The organism is Cobetia amphilecti, assembly GCF_032923285.1.
Lineage (GTDB): Bacteria > Pseudomonadota > Gammaproteobacteria > Pseudomonadales > Halomonadaceae > Cobetia > Cobetia amphilecti.
In genome coordinates, this window is record NZ_CP136695.1 from 3,568,242 (window position 1) to 3,593,728 (window position 25,487).

Below are 25,487 nucleotides of genomic sequence, written 5' to 3' on the forward strand. Positions count from 1 at the left end.
ATTTTCCATGTACCTTCAGCCGGTTATCATAACCATTCGATGGCAGTGACGTCATAATTGCCGATTCACGTCTGCTCATGACGCCAAGGCGCCAGGAGCCCATTGCTCCGTGCATGTTCCCGAACCGACAAGAGGCTGCCCATGCTTCCCTGGCTTCCCCCTGCCCCTGTCCGCTTTCCGCATGCTTCCACCGCCCTGAGCGAGCCCGACGGCCTGCTGTGTGCAGGGGGCGAACTCAGTCCCGAGTGGCTGCTGGCGGCCTACCCCCGCGGCATATTTCCCTGGTTCAGTCCGGGTGACCCCATCCTGTGGTGGTCACCGGACCCACGCATGGTGCTCAAGCCAGAGGAAGTCCGTGTACGCCGCAGTCTGGCCAAGCGCCTGCGCAATGCAGGCCTGAGCTACAGTATCGACCGCGACTTTACCGGTGTGATCAATGCCTGTGCCAGCATTCCTCGCGATGGCCAGGCAGGCACGTGGATATTGCCAGAAATGCAGCAGGCCTACATCGCCCTGCATGCCATGGGACATGCCCACAGCGTTGAAGTCTGGCAGGGCGATTCTCTGGTGGGCGGCCTGTATGGCGTCGCCTGTGGACGCATCTTCTTCGGCGAGTCGATGTTCTCGCGCGTGCCCGATGCCTCGAAACTGGCGCTGGTGATCCTGTGCCAGGAATTGAAGGCACGGGATTTCCCGTTGATCGACTGTCAGATGCATACTCCGCACCTGGCAAGTCTTGGCGCCCGCAGCATCGCCCGCAGCGATTTCATCAGCTATCTTGACCAGTATGCCACTGGCCAAGGGCATGAGGGCAAGTGGTCACTGACATCCTGGCCCACGCAGCACGCCCGGGAATGATGGCCACGGCAATTCCAAGAGGGAGATGATGCAACGGTGAGCAGCAATACCCCCAAGCAACCGCAACGCGATCTGCGCTTCTTTCTGACGGTACCGCACGCCTGCAGCTATCTGGAAGGCCGCCAGGCGACCACGCTGTTTCTCGATCCGCAGGAAGCGCCCAATTCCGGTGTCTATGACGCCCTTGCCCTGCTCGGCTTTCGTCGCAGCGGCTCTCATCTCTATCGTCCGCATTGCGGTGATTGCCGTGCCTGCATTTCCGTACGCGTGCCGATCGCCGACTTCACGCCCAACCGCACCCAGAAGCGTCTGGTGCGGCGCAATGCCGACCTGGTCATCGAAGAGGGGCCGGCACTCTTCGACCCCGAGCATTATCGCCTGTACGCCCACTACATCCGCAGCCGTCATGCGGATGGCGACATGTTCCCGCCCAGTCATGAGCAGTATCGCACCTTCCTCACCTCCCGCGATGACTATGCCCGCCTGGTAAGCTTTCGCCTCGACGGCCGTCTGGTGGCCGTCGCCGCCATGGACCGCATGAGTCATGGCCTGTCCGCCATCTATACCTTCTACGATCCCGATGAGTCACTGAATCAGCGCTCGCTGGGGACCTACGCGGTGCTTTGGCAGATCGAGCAGGCACGCCGCGAAGGCCTGACCCACCTCTATCTGGGCTACTGGATCCGCGATTGCCGCAAGATGAACTACAAGCAGCATTTCCAGCCGCTCGAGTATCTGGACGGCAGCCACTGGCGGCGACGCATACCGGCCAACCATACCGACAGCCATCTGCCACTGAGCCTGGTCAAGCAAGGCGCGTCAGTGACGTCCGGCGAGTGACGCGCTGAGCTCATTCCATAGGCTTATTCCATGGGCTCTTTCGACGCGCTCTCCAGGCGCCCTCTCGACGCAAGCGCTCCGACAACGCTAAGGTGACGCAACGCTCAGCTGGCAGGGGCTCACCAGACAGCGCCGAGTGCCGACCAACCGCCTGCCGAGAGTTGCCCAGGCGCAAGATGCCGATTTTTATCTTCCTCCTGAGCTGCCCACAGGCGCTCAAGGAGCGTACAATCGCGCTTCGACTTTGCCTTGCCGCCGCCCTTACGGCACAATATCGCGTATCGAAGTCCCGAATCGGGCACTTTTTGTGCTGAGGCGGCTCGGAACTACCAGCAGTATTCCCTGTAATAAGTGAGGATCAGCCTATATGGCGCGTGAAGATCATATTGAAATGGAAGGCGTCATCGTCGACACCCTTCCGAACACCACTTTCCGTGTTGAACTGGAAAACGGCCACATCGTGACCGCTCACATCTCCGGCAAGATGCGCAAGAACTACATCCGCATCCTGACTGGCGACAAGGTCAAGGTTGAGCTGACTCCGTACGACCTGTCCAAGGGCCGTATCGTCTACCGTTCGCGCTAAGCACGGTCAGACTGCCCTGCCGGTTGCCATGCCATCGATCACTCTGCACGTCCTGGACCTGCATGCGATCATCATGACACCGGCTGGCTGAACCGGTCGTTCCCGGCACCTCAGGCACCAGCGTCACCTCCGCCTGAACCCTCCGCCCGGACCCGGAACGCATCGAGGTTGCAAGACTTGCCCTTCGCGGCGAGACACCCGCCACCTCGATGGCGTATGCCTGAGTATTCCGATGATGCCGCCTTGTCCCATGAATGCGTCTTGAGCCCGAACGCCAATCTGGTCTTCGCTCCCATTCAATGATGACAGGCGGCTCATCCCCGCTGGGCATTTTCTCCTCAATACGCATTCGCTTCCCCCGATACGCATTCGCCTCCTCCTGTACTCATCCAACTCCCCGCCCTTCCCTCGAGGATGGCGAGCCCCTTGGCGTGCGCGCGCATCAGGCCCTGGGCGATCAACTCGACGCCCGCCCAGTGCGGACAGCTTGCTGACTGACAGGCATAAAAAACGGCCAGTGCTTGAGCACTGACCGTTCATGTCGCCCCTTCAGGGCAGCAAGCTTAGCGTCAGATCACGCCATTTCCGCTTCCGTTTCCAGGTGCAGCTCGCCGTTGTCGACCGTGACATGCACGATGCCGCCCGACTCGGACAGGTCGCCAAACAGGATCATCTCTGCCAGCGGCTTCTTGAGCTTCTCCTGAATCACGCGTGCCATCGGGCGAGCACCCATTGCCGGGTCATACCCGAGAGTCGCCAGCAAGTCGCGCGCCTCGTCAGCGACATCCAGCTGCACGCGCTTCTCATCCAGCTGCGCCTGCAGTTCGACCAGGAACTTGTCGACCACATTGCGTACCACGGCGAGATCCAGCGCGCCGAACTGGATGATGCCATCCAGACGGTTGCGGAATTCCGGCGAGAACGTCTTGCGGATGACTTCCATGGCGTCGGTGGAGTGATCCTGGTGCTTGAAGCCGATGGAGCGACGCGCCACCTGCTCGGCACCCGCATTGGAGGTCATCACCAGAATGACGTTGCGGAAGTCCGCTTCGCGACCGTTGTTGTCGGTCAGGCGGCCGTGGTCCATCACCTGCAGCAGCAGATTGAAGACTTCCGGGTGTGCCTTCTCGATCTCATCCAGCAACAGCACGCAGTGCGGCTGCTTGGTGATGGCTTCGGTCAACAGACCGCCCTGGTCATAACCGACATAGCCCGGCGGTGCCCCGATGAGGCGCGAGACGGTGTGACGCTCCATGTACTCGGACATGTCGAAGCGCACCAGTTCGATACCCATCAGCGCCGCCAGCTGACGGGCGACCTCGGTCTTGCCGACGCCTGTCGGGCCAGCGAACAGGAAGCTGCCCACCGGCTTGTCCGGCGCCTTGAGGCCTGCACGCGACAGCTTGATCGCCGCGGACAACCCGGTGATGGCGTCGTCCTGCCCGAACACCAGCATCTTGAGATCGCGCTCGAGATTGGACAGCAGCTTCTTGTCGGAGCTGGAGACCGTCTTCGGCGGAATGCGGGCGATGGAGGCGACGATCGCCTCGACCTGCTCGGTATCGATGGTGTCGACGCGGATGCTCTCCGGCAGCAGGCGCTGGTGGGCACCGGCCTCGTCGATCACGTCGATGGCCTTGTCCGGCAGCTGACGGTCGTTGATGTAGCGGTCGGCCAGACGCACTGCCGTTTCCAGCGAGGCATCGGTGTACTTGATGGCATGGTGCTCCTCGAAGCGACCACGCAGCCCCTTGAGGATGCGGATGGTGTCATCCACGGACGGCTCCATGACATCGACCTTCTGGAAACGACGCGCCAGGGCGCGGTCCTTCTCGAAGATGCCACGGAATTCCTGGAAGGTGGTGGAACCGATGCAACGCAGCTCGCCGGAAGACAGCAGCGGCTTGAGCAGGTTGGAGGCATCCATCACGCCACCGGACGCGGCACCCGCACCGATGACGGTGTGGATCTCATCGATGAACAGGATCGAGTTCGGTTCCTTGCGCAGCTCCGCCAGCAGCGACTTGAGACGCTTCTCGAAGTCACCGCGGTACTTGGTGCCGGCCAGCAGCGCCCCGAGATCCAGCGAGTAGACCACGGCTTCCTTGATGACGTCCGGCACGTCCTCCTCGACGATGCGCTTGGCGAGACCTTCCGCGATGGCGGTCTTGCCGACGCCGGCCTCACCGACCAGCAGCGGGTTGTTCTTGCGGCGACGCACCAGAATCTGCACCACACGCTCGAGCTCGCCATCGCGGCCGATCAGCGGGTCGATCTTGCCCAGACGCGCCTGCTCGTTGAGGTTGGTGGCGTAGTTGGTCAGCGGGTTGTTGCCGCCCTCGCTGCTCGCCTCTTCGCTCTCTTCATTCTCGACCGACGCCTGGGGCGTCTGGGTGTGACCCGCGACCTTGGAGATGCCATGCGCGATGTAATTGACCGCATCCACACGCGCGACATTCTGCTGCTTGAGGAAGTAGACGGCCTGACTTTCCTGCTCGGAGAAGATGGCCACCAGCACATTGGCGCCGGTCACTTCACTCTTGCCGGAGGATTGCACGTGGAAGACGGCACGCTGCAGGACGCGCTGGAAGCCCAGCGTCGGCTGCGTCTCGCGGTCTTCCTGCTCTTCCGGAATCAGCGGGGTGGTGGAATTGATGAAGTCCTGAAGGTCGACTCGCAGCTTGTCCAGGTTGGCACCACAGGCGCGCAGGACATCGGCAGCGGAGGCATTGTCCAGCAGTGCCAGCAGGAGGTGTTCCACGGTCATGAATTCGTGGCGTTTGGAACGTGCCACGGTGAAGGCCGTGTTCAGGGTCAGTTCAAGTTCTTTGCTCAACATGGCAAGTCCCCTCTAGGCCGCGTCTTGGACGGATCACTCCGCCCGGTCGATGTCGCACAGCAGCGGATGCTGGCACTCTCGAGCATATTGATTGACTTGGTGGCATTTCGTTTCCGCGATGTCGCGACTGAAGATGCCACAGGTTCCTTTTCCCTGATGATGGACAGCGAGCATGATCTGTACTGCCTGCTCCTGATCCTTGTTGAAAAAGGTGGTCAGCACCTCCACGACGAAGTCCATCGGCGTGAAGTCATCATTGTGCAGAACGACCTTGTACATGGGCGGTGGAGCCAGTTCAGGCTCAGCGGTCTCGAATGCCAGATCACCTTCGTGGTCTTCCTGGTATCCGGGTTCCTGAGCCCACGGGGCCTGATTGCTGATCGACAGTGTCTCCAGAAAGGGAGGACTGCCGCGCGATGTCTCTGTCTTGAACATAAGGGGCTGATCCGGTGAACACAAGCCGTGACGAAGCAGATTGCCTCAACGCGCCGCGGAGAAGGTCAAGCGCTGCCACGTCGTCTCAATGTGGGTGTGATAAGGAAAAGATGGGGGCTTGTCGATCTGGTTGCAAGCTTTAGTCGCGCACGCCTGAGCGTACACGTTCATGCCTGCATCGCGACGCTCTGACATGAATGCGGACATTTGCATGCATTTTCGCTCACATACGCGACAGACACCTCTCGACAGGCGTCGCCAACTGGCGACCCATTCAAGCGTCTCGCCGCTCAATGGAACCCGGAATGCTACCGCACAGCCCCCCCCCGCGCAGAACGCTCCACGCAGAATGCCCAGGAGTGGCAATCGTTGGCAGCCGTCTGGGCGCGCAACCGAGAGCTTCCATCTCAAACGCAAGAAGGCCCCCGGACATGTCCGGGGGCCTTCTGCTGAAACCTGTCACGCAACCTGATGCCTGGGCATCAGATCAACGCAGGGTCTCAGGCATCCATGTTGTCAGCAACAGCCTGACCGAACTCGGAGCACTTCAGCAGCTTGGCATCGTCCATCAGGCGATGGAAGTCATAGGTGACTTCGCCCTTGGCGATGGCCTTCTCGACGCCTTTCAGCACGAGATCAGCCGCTTCGACCCAACCCATGTGACGCAGCATCATCTCGGCAGAGAGGATGACGGAGCCCGGGTTGACCTTGTCCTGGCCAGCGTACTTCGGTGCAGTACCGTGAGTCGCTTCGAACATGGCGACGGTGTCGGACAGGTTGGCACCCGGCGCGATACCGATACCACCCACTTCCGCCGCCAGAGCGTCGGACAGGTAGTCACCGTTCAGGTTCAGGGTGGCGATGACGTCATATTCCGCCGGACGCAGCAGGATCTGCTGGAGCATGGCGTCAGCGATGACGTCCTTGACCACGATGTCCTTGCCGTTGTTCGGGTTCTTGAAGGTCATCCACGGGCCGCCATCCAGCAGCTCGCCGCCGAACTCGTCCTTGACGATTTCGTAGCCCCAGTCCTTGAAGGCACCTTCGGTGAACTTCATGATGTTGCCCTTGTGCACCAGGGTCAGCGACTCACGGTCGTTGTCGATGGTGTACTGGACAGCCTGACGGACCAGACGCTTGGTACCTTCTTCGGAGACCGGCTTGACGCCGATACCGCAGTTCTCCGGGAAGCGGATGTTGGTGACACCCATCTCTTCACGCAGGAACTTGATGACCTTGTCGGCTTCCGGCGTTCCCGCTTTCCATTCGACACCGGCATAGATGTCTTCGGAGTTTTCGCGGAAAATGACCATGTCGACGTCAGCCGGCTTCTTGACCGGGCTCGGCACACCAGTGAACCAGCGCACCGGGCGCAGGCAGGTGTACAGATCCAGCTTCTGACGCAGAGCGACGTTCAGGGAGCGAATACCACCGCCCACCGGAGTGGTCAGCGGACCCTTGATGGAAACGATGTAATCCTTGACAGCCTCGAGAGTCTCTTCCGGCAGCCAGGTGTCAGCATCATAAACGTGAGTGGCTTTTTCACCGGCGTAGACTTCCATCCAGTGAATCTTGCGCTCGCCGCCATAGGCCTTGTCGACAGCAGCGTCGATGGCAATCTTCATGGCCGGAGTCACGTCCACACCGATACCATCGCCTTCGATGAACGGGATGATCGGATTATTCGGAACGTTGAGGGTATTGTCGGAATTTGCGGTGATCTTGGCACCGCCTTCCGGGACGACAATCTTCTGGAACCCCATTGATAACTCCCCTGTCATGGATTCAGTGGAGGCGCGAGTATAGCACCCGTGCCGCTTCTCACAGTAGGCTTATACGGCAGCCGCGACAAAAGTCTAAACCATGTCTCTCATATATCTGCTTCACAAGCCTTACCGCGTCCTGACCCAGTTCACCGACCGCGATCAGGGCCGCCAGACACTCGCTGACTTCATCGACGTGCCGGATGTCTATGCCGCCGGGCGCCTCGACTATGACTCCGAGGGACTGCTGCTGCTCACCAGTGATGGCGCGCTCTCCCACCAGATCGCGCACCCGAGAAAGAAGCAGCCCAAGACCTACTGGGTGCAGGTGGAAGGCGCCCCTGACGAGCAGGCCATCGCCGCGCTGCGTGCCGGTGTCGAACTCAAGGATGGCATGACCCGACCGGCCAGGGTCAGGCAGATTGAGCCGCCCACGTTGCCAGACAGGCAACCCCCTGTGCGCTTTCGTGCGAGCATCCCGACCCACTGGCTGGAGATCATCATCAGCGAAGGTCGCAATCGCCAGGTGCGCCGCATGACCGCCCACGTCGGCCTGCCGACCCTGCGCTTGATCCGCGCGGCCATCGGGCCATGGAAGCTCGATGGCCTTGCCCCCGGTGAATGGCACAGCGAGGAAGTCGAGATGCCAGCAGTACCTCGTCGCGAGTCCCGCTCGCCGCGCCACAAGGGCGCGACGGGCAAGCGCCGCACCGGCAACGCTGGCCCACGGGGCAGTGGCGATAGAGGCAACAGCGCGGGCAAGAGCGGCAAGGGCTCAGGTCGGGGTTCCAGTCGGAGTTCTGGCCAGACTGAAGGCAAGGGTTCAGGCAAGCCCCCCGGCTCCCGCGGCGCCTCTCCTCGTCCCTCATCCCCCAAGAAAGGAAGGAAATCCTGATGGCTGCTCGCTGGACCCCGAATGTCACCGTCGCCTGTGTCGTCGAACGCGCCGGGCGCTACCTGATCGTCGAGGAAGACAAGGGCGGGCCCTGCACGGTGTTCAACCAGCCGGCCGGCCATCTCGAACCGCATGAGCGCATCATCGACGGCGTACAACGCGAAGTCCGCGAGGAAACCGCCTGGCGCATCCTGCTGACCGGCTATCTCGGCCTCTATGTGCATGTGGCCGAGGACGGCACCCACTTCCACTCCCACAGTTTCGAGGCCGCCGCCCTTGAGCACCTGTGCACGCCGCTGGACCCTGACATCGTCAGAACGCACTGGCTGTCGCTTGAGGAGATCGAGCAGCTCGAGGACATGGGCCGCCTGCGCAGCCCGCTGGTGACCCGTCGCATCCGCGACAGCCAACGTGGCAAGCGTTTCCCGCTGGATGTGCTGCACGATTGAGCGATTGCCCGCGCCGGAAGTCCGCCGCCAGGCGTGCTGCCGAGCGGCGCTTGCGGCCCAGTGCGGCAGACGGCGCAGGCGGGGTGAATCCCACCCCCGCATTCAGGTATAATCCCGCCCATTCAAGCGGCGCCAGAATGACGGGTCTGCCGCCCCCCTGTTTGTGACAACCCGCGGCCATGCGGGTGACGAGAGAACTGATGACCGCTGAAACCGGTACCGGAACCAAGGTCATCGTCGGCATGTCCGGCGGTGTCGACTCCTCCGTCTCTGCCCTGTTGTTGATGGAGCAGGGCTACCACGTCGAAGGCCTGTTCATGAAGAACTGGGACGAAGACGACGGTAGCGAATACTGCACCGCCCTCGAAGACCTGGCCGATGCCCAGGCCGTGTGCGACAAGCTCGGCATCAAGCTGCACACCGCCAACTTCGCCGCGGAGTACTGGGACAACGTCTTCGAGCACTTCCTGGCCGAGTACAAGGCCGGTCGCACGCCGAATCCCGACATCCTGTGCAACCGCGAGATCAAGTTCAAGGTCTTCCTCGAGTATGCCGAGATGCTGGGCGCCGAGCTGATCGCCACCGGTCACTACGTGCGTGGCGGCGTGCGTGATGGTCTCCCGCGCCTGCTCAAGGGCCTGGACACCAACAAGGACCAGAGCTACTTCCTGCATGCCGTGCCGCAGGCGGCCATCGCGCGCACCCTGTTCCCGGTCGGCGAGCTCGAGAAGCACGAAGTGCGCGCCATCGCCGAGAAGCATGAGCTGATCACCGCGCGCAAGAAGGATTCCACCGGTATCTGCTTCATCGGCGAGCGGCGTTTCGCCGACTTCCTCAAGCAGTACCTGCCCGCTCAGCCCGGCAAGATCGAGACCCCCGATGGCGATGTCATCGGCGAGCACATGGGCCTGATGTACTACACCCTCGGCCAGCGCCAGGGGCTGGGAATCGGTGGCCTCAAGCGCTATCCGGACGCGCCCTGGTTCGTGTGTGCCAAGGACCTGGAGCGCAACGTGCTGATCGCCGTGCAGGGCAAGCACCACGACCTGCTCTACACTCAGGCGTTGAGCACCGAATCCGTCGACTGGGTCGCGGGCGAGCCGCCGCAGACCGACGCCAATGGCGAGCTGCGCATTCGCTGCAAGAACCGCTATCGCCAGGAAGATCAGGCCGCGACCTTGATCGTCAATGACGGCCAGCGTGTCGAGGTGCGTTTCGATGAACCGCAACGCGCCGTCACGCCCGGCCAGTCCGCCGTCTTCTATCTCGGCGACATCTGTCTGGGCGGCGGCGTGATCGATGCCGCCTGGAAACTTCCGGCGGCGGACGCCAGCGCTTCCACCGCCCCGCTCTCTGGCCCCGAGGAGTCCGCCGCGCAATGACCAGCGTGCCGATCCGTCCCGTCACTGATACCACTACTCGCCAGGCACTTTCGCTGGCGGGCGTCTTCCAGGCAGCCGCGCTGGTCGATGAGCTGGCCCGCCACGGCCAGTGCGATGAGCGCGCCTGGGAAACCCTGGTCAATGCCACACTGGATACCAATCCGGAAAGCTTTGAAGCCATCTACGGCGGGCACCATAACCGCCTGCGGCTCGGCATCGACACCGTCAGTGCGGTGATGGAACGTCGCCAGGTCTCGCCCGTGGTGATGCGTTACGGCTTCTCGCTGGTGATGCTGATGAGCAAGCTCAAGAAGGACCCGGACATGCTGGACAAGCTGGGCGCGGGCCTGACGCGCATCCAGGGCCAGGCCGAGCACTTCGGGCCGACCCATGAGAACGTGATCGCAAGTCTGGGCGAGCTTTACCAGCAGACCCTCTCCACCTTCCGCTACCGGATCGTGGTGCAGGGCGACCCCGGCCTGCTGCAGCAGCGCATGATGCCGGAACGCATCCGCTGCGCCCTGCTGGCAGGCGTGCGCTTCGCCCTGCTGTGGGACCAGCAGGGTGGCCGTCGCTGGAAGCTGGTCTTCCAGCGCAGCGCGCTCAAGAAGTCATTGCAGCAGCTGGGTTGAGCCGAGCTCGCCTACGCGCTCGCGCCAGCGCGTCACCTGACGCACCTGATTCACACCCGAATTCGCTTCAACAACGCTGGAGCCCATCAACCGGGCTCCGAGACACTTGAACCGGCAGCGCATCATGTCCTGCCACCATCGGAAGATTCTCATCATGCAGCTGTCCGCCCTCACCGCCCTGTCTCCCGTCGATGGCCGCTATGGCGCCAAGACCGAGGCCCTGCGCGAGCACTTCAGTGAATTCGGCCTGATCCGTGCCCGCGTCATCGTCGAGGTGCGCTGGTTGCAACGCCTGGCCGCCCACGCCGAGATCGCTGAAGTGCCGGCCTTCTCCGCGGATGCCAACGCCGTGCTGGATAGCATCGTCAGTGAGTTCAGTGTCGAGGATGCCCAGCGCATCAAGGACATCGAACGCACCACCAACCACGACGTGAAGGCGGTCGAGTACTTCCTGAAGGAAAAGGTCGAGAGCAACGCCGAACTCAACGCCGTCACCGAGTTCATCCACTTCGCCTGCACCAGTGAAGACATCAACAACCTGTCTCACGCCCTGATGCTGCGCGGCGGCCTGGACAACGTGCTGCTGCCGCAGATGCGTGAAGTGACCGAAGCGATCGTCGCGCTGGCCCACCAACACGCCGAACAGCCGATGCTGTCGCGCACCCACGGCCAGACGGCCAGCCCGACCACCCTCGGCAAGGAAATGGCCAACGTCGCCGCACGTCTGCGTCGTCAGCTGGCGCAGATCGAACGCATCGAGATGCTCGGCAAGATCAACGGTGCCGTGGGCAACTACAACGCCCACCTGACCACCTATCCGGCCATCGACTGGGCGGCCAACGCCGAAACCTTCGTCGAGAGCCTCGGGCTGACCTTCAACCCGTACACCACCCAGATCGAGCCGCACGACTACATCGCCGAGCTGTTCGATGCCATCTGCCGCTTCAACACCATCCTGATCGACTTCGATCGTGACGTCTGGGGCTACATCTCGCTGGGTTACTTCAAGCAGCGTACCGTGGCCGGCGAGATCGGCTCCTCCACCATGCCGCACAAGGTCAACCCGATCGACTTCGAGAACTCCGAAGGCAACCTGGGCATCGCCAACGCCGTGCTGGGCCATCTGGCACAGAAGCTGCCGATCTCCCGCTGGCAGCGTGATCTGACCGACTCCACCGTGCTGCGCAACCTGGGCACCGGCCTGGCGCAGGGTCTGATCGCCTATCAGGCGACTCTGAAAGGCATCAGCAAGCTGGAAGCCAACCCGGAGCGCCTGAACGCCGATCTGGACAACAGCTGGGAAGTGCTGGCCGAGCCGATCCAGACCGTCATGCGTCGTTACGGCATCGAGAAGCCCTACGAGAAGCTCAAGGAGCTGACCCGTGGCAAGCGTATCGACCAGGCCGGTTTCGCCGCCTTCATCGAGACGCTGGAACTGCCGGACGACGTCAAGACCGAGCTGAAGGCACTGAGCCCGGCCAGCTACATCGGCAACGCCATTGCACAGGCCAAGGCGCTCTAAGCGGCGCAGGTCACTGCAAGTCTCAAGACGCCGGGGCCTCTGCTCCGGCGTCATGCATTACGCATTACGCATTACGCTGCACGCTGAACGACACACTGGATTCACGACCACTGACGCTCTCCGTCAGTGGGCACGACATGCCACGCTCTCAAGGCTCGGCATGGAACGCATCGCCGTCTGCCATCCGGCAAAACGGCTTCAACGACGTCATCGCGAGACCGCCGCCCCCTGACAGGCTGCCGTTCGCGTTCGAGAGGTTCTGCATGAGCACATCCCCCGCCCCCCGCGACACCGACACGCCACTGGCACTGTTGGGCGGCCTGAGCATCCGTGAATTCCTGCGCGATTACTGGCAGCAGAAGCCGCTGCTGATCCGCGGAGCCTTCGCAGACTTCGAGACGCCGCTGGAAGCCGATGAACTGGCCGGTCTGGCCTGTGAAGATGGCATCGAAGCCCGTCTGGTCGAGGAAAACGGCCCGGACAAGGCCTGGCAGGTCAGCCACGGCCCCTTCGATGAAGCGACCTTCGCGCGTCTCGACGCCAAGGACGACAGCCAGTGGAGCCTGCTGGTGCAGGCGGTGGACCATTACGTCCCCGACGTCGCCGCGCTGTTCGAGCCCTTCACCTTCCTGCCGCGCTGGCGTCTCGATGACATCATGATCAGCTACGCGCCGACCGGCGGCAGCGTCGGCCCTCACCTGGACAACTACGATGTCTTCCTGCTGCAGGCCCAGGGCCAGCGTCATTGGCAGCTGGGCGGCATGCACGGTGACGACGCCGAGATCATCGATGGCATCGACCTGCGCATCCTCAAGCACTTCGAGGTCACTCCGGGCGAGGACTGGGTGCTGGAACCCGGCGACATGCTCTACGTGCCGCCGCGCCTGGCGCACCACGGTGTCAGCCAGTCCGATGACTGCATGACCATCTCCGTCGGCTTCCGTGCGCCTTCCGCCGATGAAGTCGTCACCTCCTACGCCGACTATCTGGGTGCCAGCCTGCCGGAATCGCTGCGCTACCGTGACCAGGGCATGGCACCGGTCGCCAATGCCGGCGAGCTGGACGACGCCTCGCTCGAGCGCGTGCGTGAATTGCTGCTCAGCACGCTGGACAACCCGACCCAGCTGGCGCAGTGGTTCGGTCGCTACATGACCCAGCCCAAGTATCTGGAGCAGCTCGCCGCCCGCGAACCGGCCCTCAAGACGCATGAGCTGGTCGAGTATCTGGAAGACGAAGGCGTACTGGTGCGCTCCCTGGGCTCACGCTTCGCCTTCCGTCACGGCGAGAATGGCACCAGCACGCTGTTCGTCGATGGCGATGGCATCCTGGCCCCTCAGCCGCTGGCGGAAGCGCTGGCCTCCGATCAGCGCCTTACCGCGGTGTTGCTCGACTACACCACGGCAGACCTTGATCGCAGTGCCGTGGTCAGCCTGCTGACGGCGCTGATCAACCGCGGCAGCCTGATACTGGAATGTGACCTTCAGGACGAAGAGGACGATGAAGAATGAGTGACGCCATGATCAGTCTGGAACGGGGCGACTGGCAGACGTTGGGCAACGAGGCCAGCGAGATCCGCCGCGTCGTGTTCATCGAAGAACAGCAGGTGCCACAGGAGGAGGAGTGGGACGGGCGCGATGACGCCTGCGAACACTTCCTCGTGCATCTGGATGGCCGCACCGTCGGCACGGCCCGTCTGTTGCCGGACGGCCATGTCGGCCGCGTCGCCATCCTCTCCGAAGCGCGCGGACTGGGGCTTGGCCAACGCCTGATGGAAGCGGTCATCCATGCTGCGCGCCAGGCTGGTCATGCTGAAGTGCTACTGGATGCTCAGACCCATGCGCTGGAATTCTATCAACGCCTCGGCTTCACGGCTTACGGCGACGAGTTTCTCGATGCCGGCATACCGCACCGCAGCATGCGCTTGATTCTGAACTGAATTTTAGCGTCCGCCTTACAAAACCGGCCCCATTTGGGGCCGGTTTTTTTGTGCCTTGAAGTTTCTTGTAGTCTGGCTACAACCTGCTCCTTGACCAAGTCATCATTCCCCAAGGCCCATGGATACTGGCATCATGACGTCATTAAGAAATATTAAAACGACCGTTTGCCAGCAGAAATTCCACAACGTTGAAACTGAAATAAAACGATCGTTTTAATGCGACCAAGGAATGAAAGACAGCACTCAATTTCGGAGCGATGCTAGAGATCAGGTCATTTACGCTGCACTGCGACATGACACGCTGCCCGATCCGGCACCGCCTTCAGGAGATTCGCCCATGCTCACCTCAGATTCACGAACGCAGACCACCCTGATGGGCGGTAGAGGTGACCAGGTACTCGGGCAGCCTGAGGATGCCGCTCTGGCCGAGCAATGGCACAACGCCGAGATCCGCACGCGGATTCTCAAGCTGGCACGTCCCCTCAAGGACCTGCTACCACCGCAGACAGCGGAGTCGGTGGCGGCACAGGCGCAGACGATCTGCCATCTGAGTCGCGACCAGCGCTGGCAACTTCCCGGCGAGCAGTGGCAACTGCGCTCACAGGGCAGCGGCTGGCAGCTGAAGTGCAATGGGCAGCTGAAGTGCAATGCGCAGCCGGCAACAGCTACCGAGACGCAGGACGCGCCTGACCAGCTGGCGCTTGCCGGCCTCACCGATGACGTGACGGGGATGCAGCTGGGCAACCGCCCGCTCCCCCGGGCCCTCTGGACACTGGCCGCCGCGCGGCATCGCGGCGAACGTCATTCGGTGCTGGCCATTGCCCAGATCAGCAGCGTGCGCGAAGCGCTGTGCTGGGGAGAGCTGATCTCACGGCTGCGCGCGCCGGACGGCAGGCCACCGCGCATCGCCCTCACCCTCAGCCACTGCACGTTACCCACGCTGGAAGCCAGCCTGTACTTCCTGATGCCCTGGTTGGACAGCCTCACGCTGACAGCGGCACCCGGCCTGGAAACTGCCTGCCTTGGCGTGATCAAGGCTCGCTTCAGACTTGCTGAGCCAGCGGAGCTCGACAACGCCACCGACGACGCCTTCTGTCGCACGGCGTGACTCCACTGGTAACGCCTGAAAGATCAATAACAACAACAAACTGTCATGCAGCAACTCAAGACGCAGAGCACCGACACTCCCATTTCACGCGTCGCTCTCGCGTCGACCGCCAGACGAAAGACAAGTGAACAGACACAAGACACAGACAACACGCCAGGGGCTGAGCCCCAACGACGAAGCCATCAGGAGATGCCACCATGAGTCACACACGTGCCGATCAGATTGCCGCGCTCGAAAAGGACTGGGCCGAGAATCCGCGCTGGAAAGGGGTCACTCGCCCCTATTCCGCCGAGGATGTGGTGCGCCTGCGCGGCTCCGTTCCGGAAGCCAATACTCTGGCGACCCGCGGTGCCGAGAAGCTCTGGAAGCTGGTCAATGGTGATGCCAGGAAGGGCTACGTCAACTGTCTGGGCGCCCTGACCGGTGGCCAGGCCATGCAACAGGTGAAGGCCGGTATCGAGGCCATCTACCTGTCCGGCTGGCAGGTCGCCGCCGACAACAACACCAGTGAAGCCATGTACCCGGATCAGTCGCTCTATCCGGTGGATTCCGTGCCGACCGTGGTCAAGCGCATCAACAACACCTTCCGCCGCGCCGACCAGATCCAGTGGCAGAAAGGAGCCAATCCGGGCGATGCCGGCTTCGTCGATTACTTCGCGCCTATCGTGGCGGATGCCGAGGCCGGTTTCGGTGGCGTGCTCAACGGCTACGAGCTGATGACCGCCATGATCCGTGCGGGTGCCTCCGGCGTGCACTTCGAGGACCAGCTGGCCTCGGTCAAGAAGTGTGGCCACATGGGCGGCAAGGTACTGGTGCCGACCCAGGAAGCGGTGCAGAAGCTGGTGGCCGCTCGCCTGGCCGCTGACGTGGCGGGTGTGCCGACCCTGGTCATCGCACGTACCGATGCCAATGCCGCCGACCTGATCACCTCCGATGTCGACGACTACGACAAGCCGTTCCTGACCGGTGAGCGCTCCGAAGAAGGCTTCTATCGTGTCAATGCAGGTCTGGATCAAGCCATTGCCCGCGGCCTGGCCTACGCGCCCTACTCCGACCTGATCTGGTGTGAAACCGCCAAGCCGGACCTCGAGGAGGCGCGCCGCTTCGCCGAAGCGATCAAGAAGGAATACCCGGACCAGCTGCTGGCCTACAACTGCTCGCCTTCCTTCAACTGGAAGAAGAACCTCGACGACGCCACCATCGCCAAGTTCCAGCAGGAACTGTCGGACATGGGCTACAAGTACCAGTTCATCACCCTGGCCGGTATCCACAACATGTGGTTCAACATGTTCGATCTTGCCTACGACTATGCGCAGGGTGAAGGCATGAAGCACTACGTCGAGAAGGTGCAGGAAGCCGAATTCGCCGCAGCCGAGAAGGGCTACACCTTCGTGGCGCACCAGCAGGAAGTCGGCACCGGTTACTTCGATGACATGACCAACGTCATTCAGGGCGGCAACTCCTCCGTCACCGCACTGACGGGCTCCACGGAAGAAGACCAGTTCTAGACCGCTGACATCGCGGTATGGCACCTCGCAATGACAGGATTGCGCGAGGTGCCACCCGCAGACTGACCGAAGCCCGCTCACGCGGGCTTTTTCGTGCCTTGGCGCCATGAATGCCCGCTGCGAATGTCCACCATCAGCAACGAACGCCCCTGCGCTGACATTCACGCGGCATGGCTCATGCATAAGTGCTCATGCAGAAGTTCTCACGCGGAAATGCTTGCGTGGCAGCACTCATGCACCGGTACTCACGTGGTCGGAACTCACGTGGTCGGTACTCACGTAGTCGGTACTCACGTGGTAGCACTCACGCGACAGGGAAGTGCAGAAGTTGCGTCACCTCAGCGTTTCAGGTCGGGAACCCGTCATGGTCGACGTGGTCTATAATGTTAAGAAACAGTGTTCTCGCACGCCCGTCGTGACAAGAACCTGCTGGCGGCCCAAGGAAGTGATCGCCTACCTGAGCCTTGCTCTCTCAGCACTCAGCATTCTCCATCACAACCTCAAGCTGCATTGCATCATGCGAGGAGACACACCATGACACTCTCACTGACTCACAAACGATCGACTGGCGCACGCCGCTGGCTGCCCGTGATCGCACTCGGCGTGCTGACGCTTGGCGGCTGCGCGAACAGCGACATCTATTCCGGCAACGTCTACACCGGCGATCAGGCCAAGCGCGCACAGTCCGTCAGCTACGGCACCATCACCTCGCTGCGCCCGGTGCAGATCCAGGCACAGGATGAAGGCAGCGGCGTGCTCGGTGGCCTGGGTGGCGCGGTCGTCGGCGGCCTGCTCGGCAGCCAGATCGGCGGCGGCTCCGGTCGTGCGATCGCCACCGCCGCGGGTGCCATCGGCGGCAGCGTGGCCGGCAAGTCGATCGCTGACAATGTCGACCAGATCGACGCCTACGAGATTGAAGTCCGCCGCGATGCCGGAGACAGCCTCATCGTCGTCCAGAAAGCCGACACCGCCTTCTCGGTTGGCCAACGTGTCCGCCTGGTCGGCTATGGCGCCAACCTGAGCGTCGCGCCTTACTGAGTCTCTCGACGGCTGGCACTCCCTTGCCGGGGCGCCAGCCGCTTTGTTTCTGCGCCCTTCAGCGGCGCCTGTCGCAGCCCTGCGCGGGAAACGCCGCCACGCTCTCCCCCATCTCGCCTGGCTCACGCATCCCCGCCTCTCTCGCACCTCTCTCGCACCTCTCGCGCTCCTCTCGCGCTCCTGCATCTCCCACACGCCCCACCGCCTCGCTTCGCATCCCCTCCCTCGATCTCACACAGGCACGGCTCGCCGCAGTGGGGATAGGCAGATTGCCTATTGATTAACAGGCTATGAAATCGGGATTTTTTGTGCAAAGTTATACGCCTGCAGCCTAACTTGACTCTGTACACAACTACCCGTCCCAGGAGTTGCGATGCGTCCCGTCACTGCCCGTCCGCCAGGTTCTCGCCCAGGCACCCGCAAGCTGTCTTGTGTCACGTCATCTTCAAGAAACGCTCCCCGCGCTTATCCCAGTCCAGTCAGTGAGAACCCTGGCGGTACCGCCGCCTTGAGCCACGCCCCGCAGATGGCGCCGGCCTTCTCGACCCGGCGCCTGGGCATGGCATTGATCATGCTGGGTGCGGTGGCATTGGCACCCATGGTGGAGGCAGCCGACGACGAGGGTGGCGTGCTGTCATTGAAGGTCGAGAACGACATTCTCACCTCCGGCGATGATGGCCATTACACCAACGGCTTTGCGCTGAGCTACACCTTCAAGACACCAGAGCAGCACTGGTCACGCTCATTCGCGGACTGGGTGCCCGGCTTCAGCGCGGCGCGACTGGACGCCACGGCCTATCGCTTCGGACAGCAGATCTATACCCCCAATGACATCAAGCGGGAGCAACCGGATCAGGATGACCGCCCCTACGCGGGCTACCTGTTCGGTGGTGTCTCGCTGTTCGCCGGTGAAGAGGGAGATGACTGGCGACGGGTGGATACCTTCAATCTGGATCTCGGCATCGTCGGCCCGGCCTCGGGTGCCAAGGATGCTCAGAAGGCGGTGCACAAGCTGACCGGCAGTGATGAGCCGGAGGGTTGGGATCACCAGCTGCACAACGAGCCGGTGATCAGCACCGGCTGGCAGACGCAGCTATGGCTGCCCGCCAGGGCCGCAGGACTGGAGGTGGAGTACGGCCCCTCGGCTTCCGTGGCGCTGGGCAATCTCTACACCTATGCGGGTGTCGGTGGCGGGGTACGCATCGGCCAGGGGCTGACCCGCAGCTACGGGATACCGACAGTGGCGCCGGCCCAGGGCGGCCGACAGTACTTCCATCCCGACGGTGACTTCGCCTGGTACCTGTTCGCCAATATCGAGGGCCGCGCGATGGCCTACAACATGCTGCTGGATGGCAATGGCTTCGAGGACAGCGCCTCGGTGGACCGTCGCCCACTGGTCGGCGACCTGCAACTGGGCTTCGCGTTCAGCTGGCAACGCTGGCAGCTGGCGTTCGTCAACGTGTGGCGCACCCACGAATTCGAGACGCAGCAGGAGAGCGATCAATTCGGCTCGCTGACGCTCTCGACCTGGCTATGACTCGGCGCTGAGCTGCAGGCGGCACTGACAAGACGCGATGGATGAGCAGAGCCTGATGAGAAGTGTCTGATGAGCAGAAACAGAAAGGCCGGGCAGATAGCCCGGCCTTTCTGTCTGCGGGAAACGTCATGCTTCCCGGAAGGTTGCTGCTGGTTGAATCAGTGCATCTTGACCTTGCTCATGCCCCAGCAGATCAGCTTGCCGCCGATCAGAACGATCAGCGCCAGCACGATCAATGCCATCAGCATGGAGACGGGATTGACGATGAAGGTCGCACCCAGGATACCCAGGGCCACGCCCCAGACGTAGCGGTCACCGCTATCGATGCTCAGAGCCTCCGGCAGGACACGCTTGACGGTGGCACCCAGCGAGCCTTCCCAGCGGTTCAAGCACAGCATGAAGATCGCAGCGAAGCTCACCAGCCAGATCAATGTCACGGTCATCGAAATTCTCTCCTGAAAAATAGGGTCGCATGGCGCCTGAGTTGTCATTTCCCGTCAGGCGACGGGACAGAGTGTGCAGAGCGAGGCCACCTCGGGCCCCGCGTCAGAATCCGCAATATCCGAGTAGGCAGAGTAACCAGACCCTGTGGCCCTCGCAAGCCATCGCCCCAACCTTGTCTGGCCGCCAGCAGCAAGGCCGCTGTGCGCTGACAGGGCAACCCCGCCAGACACCCGATAATCCAACCGTTTTGCCCCTTTCTTCACCGATGGCGTCGGGGGTGAGAAAAAACCCTGTTTCAGGGTTGAAATGCACGCCTGCGAGCGTCACCTATACTTTCAAGACAAGGTAACGTGCGCTGGATTGCCTCTCAGGCAATGTCATCAGCGGGCCAGGAGCCACGTGATACGCGGCTTTTTTCCAGTTTCCCCCCTGACAGTCACCTCAGGGGCACGTTACCATTGACGTTCATATACCTATCGAAAGGCTCTCATCATGCAAATCGCCCAGAATGCCGTCGTATCCTTCCACTACACCCTGACCAACAACGAAGGGGAAGTGCTGGATAGCTCCGAAGGTCGCGAGCCGCTGGCCTACATCCACGGCGCTGGCAACATCGTCCCGGGCCTCGAGAAGGAACTCGACGGCAAGACTTCCGGCGACGAGCTGAAAGTTGCCGTCTCTCCGGAAGAAGGTTACGGCGAAGTCCAGGAAGCCCTGGTCCAGGAAGTGCCGCGTGAAGCCTTCCAGGGTGTCGAAGACATCGAAGCTGGCATGCAGTTCCAGGCGCAGACCCAGGGCGGCCCGCTGATGGTCACCGTCACCAAGGTCGAAGGCGACACTGTCACTGTCGATGGCAACCACCCGCTGGCCGGCGAAACCCTGAACTTCGACGTGCAGATCACCAACGTGCGTGAAGCTTCTGCCGAAGAGCTGGAACACGGCCACGTTCACGGCGAAGGCGGCGTGGAGCACTAAGCTCCGCCTCTTCCCTCATCTGAGGCATCGCCCCGGATGAGCGCCTCCCACAGTGTGGGAGGCCGGAACCGAAAGCCCCGCGACTGAGCCATCAGTCGCGGGGCTTTTTCGTGTCTGGGTTCGTGTCGGCCTGGCTGGCTTGGCGCGCTTGTCAACCCATTACACCCAGCTCTCTACCCCAGGCTCCCGGATCAGGCACCGCAGCTGGGCGGCGTGGCATCGCTGGAAAGGCTCAGGCCACGAAACAGCGCTGTGGCATCGCCGCCAGCATTGTCACCGTCAGCCATCAGCGCAAGCCCGGCAATCTCGCTCGGCGTGCTGCCAAACAGTGACGCGTAATCAGCCCGCAGATCACGCACCTCCGCCACCCACTGCCCCACCTTCTCATCGCCGGATTCGACCGCCAGCAGCACGGCACGATCCGTGAAGGCATTGTCCCAGTGACTGCCTTGCGCTTCGTTGCTGGACCAGACGTAATTGATGGCCTCGACCTGCCACGGCAGGATGCCGGTCTTGTTGACCACGTAGAGACGCGCCGGATAGTCATCGCCGCCCTTGGTCTTCTCGTTCACGCTCGGGTAGATGCTGTCCACCTGCCAGCACCATTTCAGGTAGGGCGTCTCTTCCAGCGAGATATCTTCCTCGAGAAAACGCGCGGATGCCTGGCCCCGGGCGCGTGCCTCGAGCGCAGGTCTGCCGTCGCGCTCCACCACGCGATAGGCCGTCTGGCCTTCGAAGGTCTTCTCGCCCCAGGCAAGGATCTGCGCAGGCGAGAAGGACTTGTCAGCCGCGTGGGCCACCGAGGGCAGTAGCGCCGCCAGCAGGCCGCTGGAGGCGACTGCCGCGAACAGGGGCAGGAATGACGGCAACTGACGGGAAGCAATCTTCATTGGCAGGACTCCGAGGCGCCCGAGCAAGGCAAGTGAGAAAGGTAACGAGCCGTATCATCAGCAAGGCCAGGTTCGCAGCACATCATTCTTGGTCGATGCTGTGATGCTCATTCTGATCCTGGGCTCGCAAGGTGACATACCCTCCCCATACGCGCGTCAGCGTGGTCAGGATGCATGCCGCGGCGAAGATCCATGCCAACCACGCGAAATACTGTGGCATCAGGCAGGCCAGCACGAAGAAGGCGATGGTCTCGGTGCCCTCGGTCAGGCCATCCAGATAATAGAAGGCCTTGCGCGTGAAATTGGGCCGCTCCAGCTGATGCTTGGCCGCCATGATGGCAAAGGCCAGAAAGCTCGAGCCCGTGCCGACGAAGGCGAACAGCAATGCCACCGCCGCCATCGCATTGGCACCAGGGTCGGCCAGTGCGAAGCCCACCACCACGGCGGCGTAGAACAGGAAATCGAGACAGATATCCAGAAAGCCACCGGCATCGGAGCTCAGGCCGGCATGCCGCGCCAGCGCGCCATCCAGCCCGTCCACCACCCGATTGATCAGGATCGCGATCAGCGCGAGACCGAAATGCCCATAAGCCAGCAACGGCAACGCCAGCATGCCGATGGCGAAGCCCGCGAGGGTCAGCTGATCCGGATGCAGACCGCGCGCCGCCGCACTTTTCGCAAGACGTTTCAGAGGCGGCTGTACCCAGCGTGAGGTCCACTTGTCCAGCATGTTGCATCTACTCCCATGAAGTCGTTGAGGTCATCGTCATTCCAACACCTGACAGGCGCTCAGCCGCGCGTCGGCGAGACCGAGCGCCCGGCAGGTACCGCACGCGCCAGCAGGTAGACCACCAGCGGCAGACAGGCCTGCAGGCAGGCAGCCACCGCGGTCAGGCGTGGGTCGGCTCCCGTCGCCAGCGCCAGAGTTTCGGTGGTCAGGGTCGGGACACGCCCGCCGCCCAGCACCACCGTCGGCACGTACTGCGCGATACTGACCGCGAAGGCCACTGCCCAGCTGATGGCCAGCGGCCTGAGCATCAGGCGCAGGCGGATACCGATCAGCACCTCGAGCCGTGAACGCCCCAGCAGGCGCGCCGCCTGCTCGAGTCGGGTATCGAAGCGTGCCCAGGGGCCGGCCAGCGTCAGCCAGGCGTAAGGCAGGGCGAACAGCAGATGGCCGATCACCACTCCCGCCCAACCGGGGCTGGCCCCCAGGCTCAACCAGCCGACCTGAAAGCCGAACAGGAAGCTGGCCTGCGGCAGCAGCAATGGTAGATAGAGGCAGACCACGAAGCCGCGCAGACGGCCACTTTCCCGCTCTCGCTCGAACACCGCAACGCTGAGGATGACGGCCAGCGTCGCCACCAGCAGTGCCAGCCACAGGCTGTTGCTGAAGGCATCCCCCAGGCCAGCGAGGGCCTGTTGCCAACTCTCCCAGCCCCAGCGAGACGGCAACAGCGCAGGGAAGAACCAGCTTCTGGCCACCGATTGCACGCCGATCACCACGAAGGCGAGCAATGAGATCAGCGTGACCACGCCCAGCACTCCGCGCGCGACACGCCCGAACATAGCTTCGCTCGCCAGCGCCAGGCGGCTTGCGCGCGCCGGGTGATGGCTCAGTACCCAGTCGCGATGCCAGGCGAGCAGAGCGCGTCCCAGCGCCGCGCCAAGCGCCATCATCCCGATCACCAGCAGGGCCAGCATCAGGGCGCCGACACTCGCCGGCAGGCGCGCCGACGGGTCACTGTCGCGCCACAGCTCGATCAGGCGCACCGCCAGCGTCGGCGTACGCGTCGGCCCCAGCACCTGCGCCACATCCACCACCGCCAGCGAATAGGCCAGTACCGCGCCGATGGGCAAGGCGATGGCGCGCATCACCTGTGGCATCAGAATGCGCCAGCGCAGCTGAGGGATGCTGTAGCCGAGCGCCTGACCTGCCTGAAGCTGCGCCGTGACCGGCAGGCGTGACAGCGCCGTCTGCGCCATCAGCATCAAGAACGGCGCCTCCTTGAGCGCCAGACCGACCGCCAGCGAGATGCCATGGGCATCCGGCAGCGGATACTGCGGCGGTACCATCACCTCGAAGGGCGCCAGTAGCATGCGCATCAGCACGCCACTCGGGGCGGCCAGCCACAGCAACCCCAGCGCCAGCGCCAGATGCGGCATCGCCAGTATCGGGGCCAGCAGGCGCTCCATGCGCTCGCCGAAGCGAGTCCCGGCGACCGCCGAGACCCACCCCATGGTCAGCAGCACCGCCAGCAGCGTACCGCCGAGGCCACTGACCAGCGTCAATCGAAAGCCCTCCGCCAGCCCGGGCAAGGCCCACCAGCGTTGCCAGGCGACCGCCGAGACTTGCTCGAAGCCCAGCGTCGGCCACAGCCCGAAGGCCGGCGCGACCAGTCCAGCCAGCCCCAGCGCCGTCGGGCCGAGCAGCAACAGCAAGACGCCCCAGCGCAGCACGCGGGCGGGAGTCAGCGGTGCATGACCAGTGGCGGGGGCGACACGCCAGCGGTCAGCGACCCATTGCGTCAATTGCGATAGCGTCGCGCCCACTCGGCCTCCAACGCATCGGTCCAGCTCGGGTGTGGCTCGCTGAGCGGAGTGCCCAACGCCTCGGGCGACATGCTGCCGGGCAGCTGCGGCAAGGCTTCGAAGGCGGCGCGCTCTTGCGGCGGCAGGCGGGCGACATCCAGCACCGTGTCATCGCCCCAGCGTGAGGGGTCGGCCTTGGCAGCCTGGGCCTCGGCGGACATCAACTGATTGATCCACACCAATGCTGCGGCCTTGTGGGGTGCACTGGCCGGAATCGCCAGATAGTGCACATTGCCGAGAGTGCCGCCGTCATGGATATACGGCTCGATGGTCGGTGGCAGCCGCCCTTCCTGACGGGCGTTGGCCACTTCCTGGGGCACGAAGGTCAGCGCGATCCACACGCTGCGCTGAGCCAGCAACTTCATCTGCTCTTCGGCACCGGCTGGCTGACGCTCGCCCTGCGCCCACATCAAAGGATGCAGTGCATCGAGATAGCCCCACAGCGGTGCGGTCACCTCAGCGAACTGAGCATCACTCGCCACGGGAGATGCCAGCACTTCGCGCTGCTCGACGGGCAACAGCTCCAGCAACGCCTGCTTGAGGAAGGTGGTGCCGTGGAAGCTGGGCGGCTGTGGATAGGTCACGCGCCCGGGATGCTCTCTGGCCACCTCCAGCAGCGCCTGCATCGAGCGCGGCGGCGATTCCAGCAGCGCGGTGTCGTACATGAAGATCAGCTGCGCACGCCCCCAGGGCGCCTCCAGACCATCGGTGGCGAGTCCGAAATCGCGCGCACCGATCTCCTCGAGCAGATAGTCGCTGTTGGGCAGACGCTCGACGAAGGGCCCCCACACCAGCTCGGCCTGCTTGAGCGCACGGAAGTTCTCGCCGTTGATCCAGATCACATCGATGCTGCCGTCGCGGCGCCCTGCCGCCTTCTCGGCCAGCAGAGTCGAGACGCTCTCGGCGGTATCGGCGATCTTGACGTGGCGCACCTCGATGCCATGCCGCGCCGCCGCTGTCTCGGCCTGGGCGCGCAGATAGGCGTTGGTCGCCTCACTGCCGCCCCAGGCATGAAAGTCGATGCGTTGACCGCGCGCGCGCTCGGCGATCACCTGCCACTCGAGCGAGGCGAGCTCAGGGGTCGCGCGCCCGGCCTGCGCGTCGGCGGCATACGCCAGAGAAGCGGCCCAGGGACTGGCAGTGACGCCGGCCAGCAAGACCAGCGAGCCACCCATCAGCGCCAGGGCACGACGGCGACCCGCCAGATGATTTGTCTTCATGAAGGGCTTCTCCTGATGGAAAAATGCCGCGACCCTGC

22 protein-coding genes and 1 pseudogene are annotated in these 25,487 nt (G+C 63.0%); 15 read left to right on the top strand and 8 right to left on the bottom strand.

Annotated elements, in window-relative coordinates; all coding sequences use genetic code 11:
• The first annotated feature begins 141 nt into the window (after window positions 1-141).
• The 3 genes from aat to infA all read left to right on the top strand — a co-directional run bounded on the left by aat (window position 142) and on the right by infA (window position 2,284).
• Window positions 142-858 (top strand): leucyl/phenylalanyl-tRNA--protein transferase, encoded by a 717-nt coding sequence (gene aat / locus R1T44_RS15195; protein WP_043333849.1) that lies wholly within the window; start codon window positions 142-144, stop codon window positions 856-858.
• A 36-nt stretch (window positions 859-894) separates the two neighbouring features.
• Window positions 895-1,698 (top strand): arginyltransferase, encoded by an 804-nt coding sequence (locus tag R1T44_RS15200; RefSeq protein ID WP_054555616.1) that lies wholly within the window; start codon window positions 895-897, stop codon window positions 1,696-1,698.
• A 367-nt stretch (window positions 1,699-2,065) separates the two neighbouring features.
• Window positions 2,066-2,284 (top strand): translation initiation factor IF-1, encoded by a 219-nt coding sequence (gene infA, locus R1T44_RS15205; RefSeq protein ID WP_024953359.1) that lies wholly within the window; start codon window positions 2,066-2,068, stop codon window positions 2,282-2,284.
• Between the two features lie 574 nt (window positions 2,285-2,858).
• Here the strand turns inward: infA and clpA are convergent.
• From clpA to icd, 3 genes are all read right to left on the bottom strand, one after another.
• Window positions 2,859-5,123: an ATP-dependent Clp protease ATP-binding subunit ClpA gene (clpA, locus tag R1T44_RS15210; protein WP_043333850.1), complete on the bottom strand. Its 2,265-nt coding sequence runs from the start codon at window positions 5,121-5,123 to the stop codon at window positions 2,859-2,861.
• A gap of 33 nt (window positions 5,124-5,156) precedes the next feature.
• A complete protein-coding gene (clpS, locus tag R1T44_RS15215) occupies window positions 5,157-5,558 on the bottom strand; it encodes an ATP-dependent Clp protease adapter ClpS (RefSeq protein WP_284726668.1) in 402 nt (133 codons plus the stop codon).
• 500 nt (window positions 5,559-6,058) lie between these two features.
• The gene (gene icd, locus R1T44_RS15220) at window positions 6,059-7,321 is read right to left on the bottom strand and encodes an NADP-dependent isocitrate dehydrogenase (RefSeq protein ID WP_043333852.1); all 1,263 of its coding nucleotides are present in this window, start codon (window positions 7,319-7,321) and stop codon (window positions 6,059-6,061) included.
• A 100-nt stretch (window positions 7,322-7,421) separates the two neighbouring features.
• Here icd and R1T44_RS15225 point away from each other — a divergent pair.
• From R1T44_RS15225 to R1T44_RS15275, 11 genes and pseudogenes are all read left to right on the top strand, one after another.
• Window positions 7,422-8,024 (top strand): annotated as a pseudogene (locus R1T44_RS15225) (pseudouridine synthase); the annotation flags it as partial.
• A 191-nt stretch (window positions 8,025-8,215) separates the two neighbouring features.
• Complete coding sequence (locus R1T44_RS15230) at window positions 8,216-8,665, top strand: NUDIX domain-containing protein (RefSeq protein ID WP_043333853.1); 450 nt, start codon at window positions 8,216-8,218, stop codon at window positions 8,663-8,665.
• A gap of 200 nt (window positions 8,666-8,865) precedes the next feature.
• A complete protein-coding gene (mnmA, locus tag R1T44_RS15235) occupies window positions 8,866-10,047 on the top strand; it encodes a tRNA 2-thiouridine(34) synthase MnmA (protein ID WP_054555617.1) in 1,182 nt (393 codons plus the stop codon).
• A complete protein-coding gene (gene hflD, locus R1T44_RS15240) occupies window positions 10,044-10,679 on the top strand; it encodes a high frequency lysogenization protein HflD (RefSeq protein ID WP_043333854.1) in 636 nt (211 codons plus the stop codon). The genes mnmA and hflD overlap by 4 nt, the downstream gene beginning before the upstream one ends.
• Before the next feature lie 154 nt (window positions 10,680-10,833).
• Complete coding sequence (gene purB / locus R1T44_RS15245; RefSeq protein WP_192837462.1) at window positions 10,834-12,201, top strand: adenylosuccinate lyase; 1,368 nt, start codon at window positions 10,834-10,836, stop codon at window positions 12,199-12,201.
• A 263-nt stretch (window positions 12,202-12,464) separates the two neighbouring features.
• A complete protein-coding gene (locus R1T44_RS15250; protein ID WP_054555618.1) occupies window positions 12,465-13,709 on the top strand; it encodes a cupin domain-containing protein in 1,245 nt (414 codons plus the stop codon).
• Window positions 13,706-14,137, top strand: coding sequence for a GNAT family N-acetyltransferase (locus tag R1T44_RS15255; protein WP_107336137.1), 432 nt, complete (start codon window positions 13,706-13,708; stop codon window positions 14,135-14,137). The genes R1T44_RS15250 and R1T44_RS15255 overlap by 4 nt, the downstream gene beginning before the upstream one ends.
• Window positions 14,138-14,474: 337 nt before the next feature.
• The gene (locus R1T44_RS15260) at window positions 14,475-15,245 is read left to right on the top strand and encodes a hypothetical protein (RefSeq protein ID WP_284726669.1); all 771 of its coding nucleotides are present in this window, start codon (window positions 14,475-14,477) and stop codon (window positions 15,243-15,245) included.
• Window positions 15,246-15,442: 197 nt separating this feature from the next.
• Window positions 15,443-16,753 (top strand): isocitrate lyase, encoded by a 1,311-nt coding sequence (gene aceA / locus R1T44_RS15265; protein ID WP_284726670.1) that lies wholly within the window; start codon window positions 15,443-15,445, stop codon window positions 16,751-16,753.
• Between the two features lie 534 nt (window positions 16,754-17,287).
• Entirely contained in the window at window positions 17,288-17,791 is a 504-nt protein-coding gene (locus R1T44_RS15270; RefSeq protein WP_052384587.1) for an outer membrane lipoprotein, read from the top strand.
• A gap of 508 nt (window positions 17,792-18,299) precedes the next feature.
• A complete protein-coding gene (locus R1T44_RS15275) occupies window positions 18,300-19,328 on the top strand; it encodes a lipid A deacylase LpxR family protein (RefSeq protein ID WP_284726671.1) in 1,029 nt (342 codons plus the stop codon).
• Between the two features lie 158 nt (window positions 19,329-19,486).
• Here R1T44_RS15275 and R1T44_RS15280 read toward each other — a convergent pair whose 3' ends face one another.
• A complete protein-coding gene (locus R1T44_RS15280; protein ID WP_043333859.1) occupies window positions 19,487-19,771 on the bottom strand; it encodes a hypothetical protein in 285 nt (94 codons plus the stop codon).
• Window positions 19,772-20,264: 493 nt separating this feature from the next.
• Between R1T44_RS15280 and R1T44_RS15285 the strand changes: the two genes are divergently transcribed.
• The gene (locus R1T44_RS15285) at window positions 20,265-20,747 is read left to right on the top strand and encodes an FKBP-type peptidyl-prolyl cis-trans isomerase (protein WP_043333860.1); all 483 of its coding nucleotides are present in this window, start codon (window positions 20,265-20,267) and stop codon (window positions 20,745-20,747) included.
• A gap of 191 nt (window positions 20,748-20,938) precedes the next feature.
• Here R1T44_RS15285 and R1T44_RS15290 read toward each other — a convergent pair whose 3' ends face one another.
• The 4 genes from R1T44_RS15290 to R1T44_RS15305 all read right to left on the bottom strand — a co-directional run bounded on the left by R1T44_RS15290 (window position 20,939) and on the right by R1T44_RS15305 (window position 25,449).
• Window positions 20,939-21,637, bottom strand: coding sequence for a DUF3047 domain-containing protein (locus tag R1T44_RS15290; RefSeq protein ID WP_284726672.1), 699 nt, complete (start codon window positions 21,635-21,637; stop codon window positions 20,939-20,941).
• Between the two features lie 82 nt (window positions 21,638-21,719).
• Window positions 21,720-22,367: a CDP-alcohol phosphatidyltransferase family protein gene (locus R1T44_RS15295; RefSeq protein WP_043333861.1), complete on the bottom strand. Its 648-nt coding sequence runs from the start codon at window positions 22,365-22,367 to the stop codon at window positions 21,720-21,722.
• Between the two features lie 59 nt (window positions 22,368-22,426).
• Window positions 22,427-24,190 (bottom strand): ABC transporter permease, encoded by a 1,764-nt coding sequence (locus R1T44_RS15300; RefSeq protein ID WP_317292264.1) that lies wholly within the window; start codon window positions 24,188-24,190, stop codon window positions 22,427-22,429.
• Window positions 24,166-25,449, bottom strand: a complete 1,284-nt coding sequence (locus R1T44_RS15305; protein ID WP_317292265.1) for an ABC transporter substrate-binding protein — start codon at window positions 25,447-25,449, stop codon at window positions 24,166-24,168. The genes R1T44_RS15300 and R1T44_RS15305 overlap by 25 nt, the downstream gene beginning before the upstream one ends.
• Window positions 25,450-25,487 lie beyond the last annotated feature (38 nt).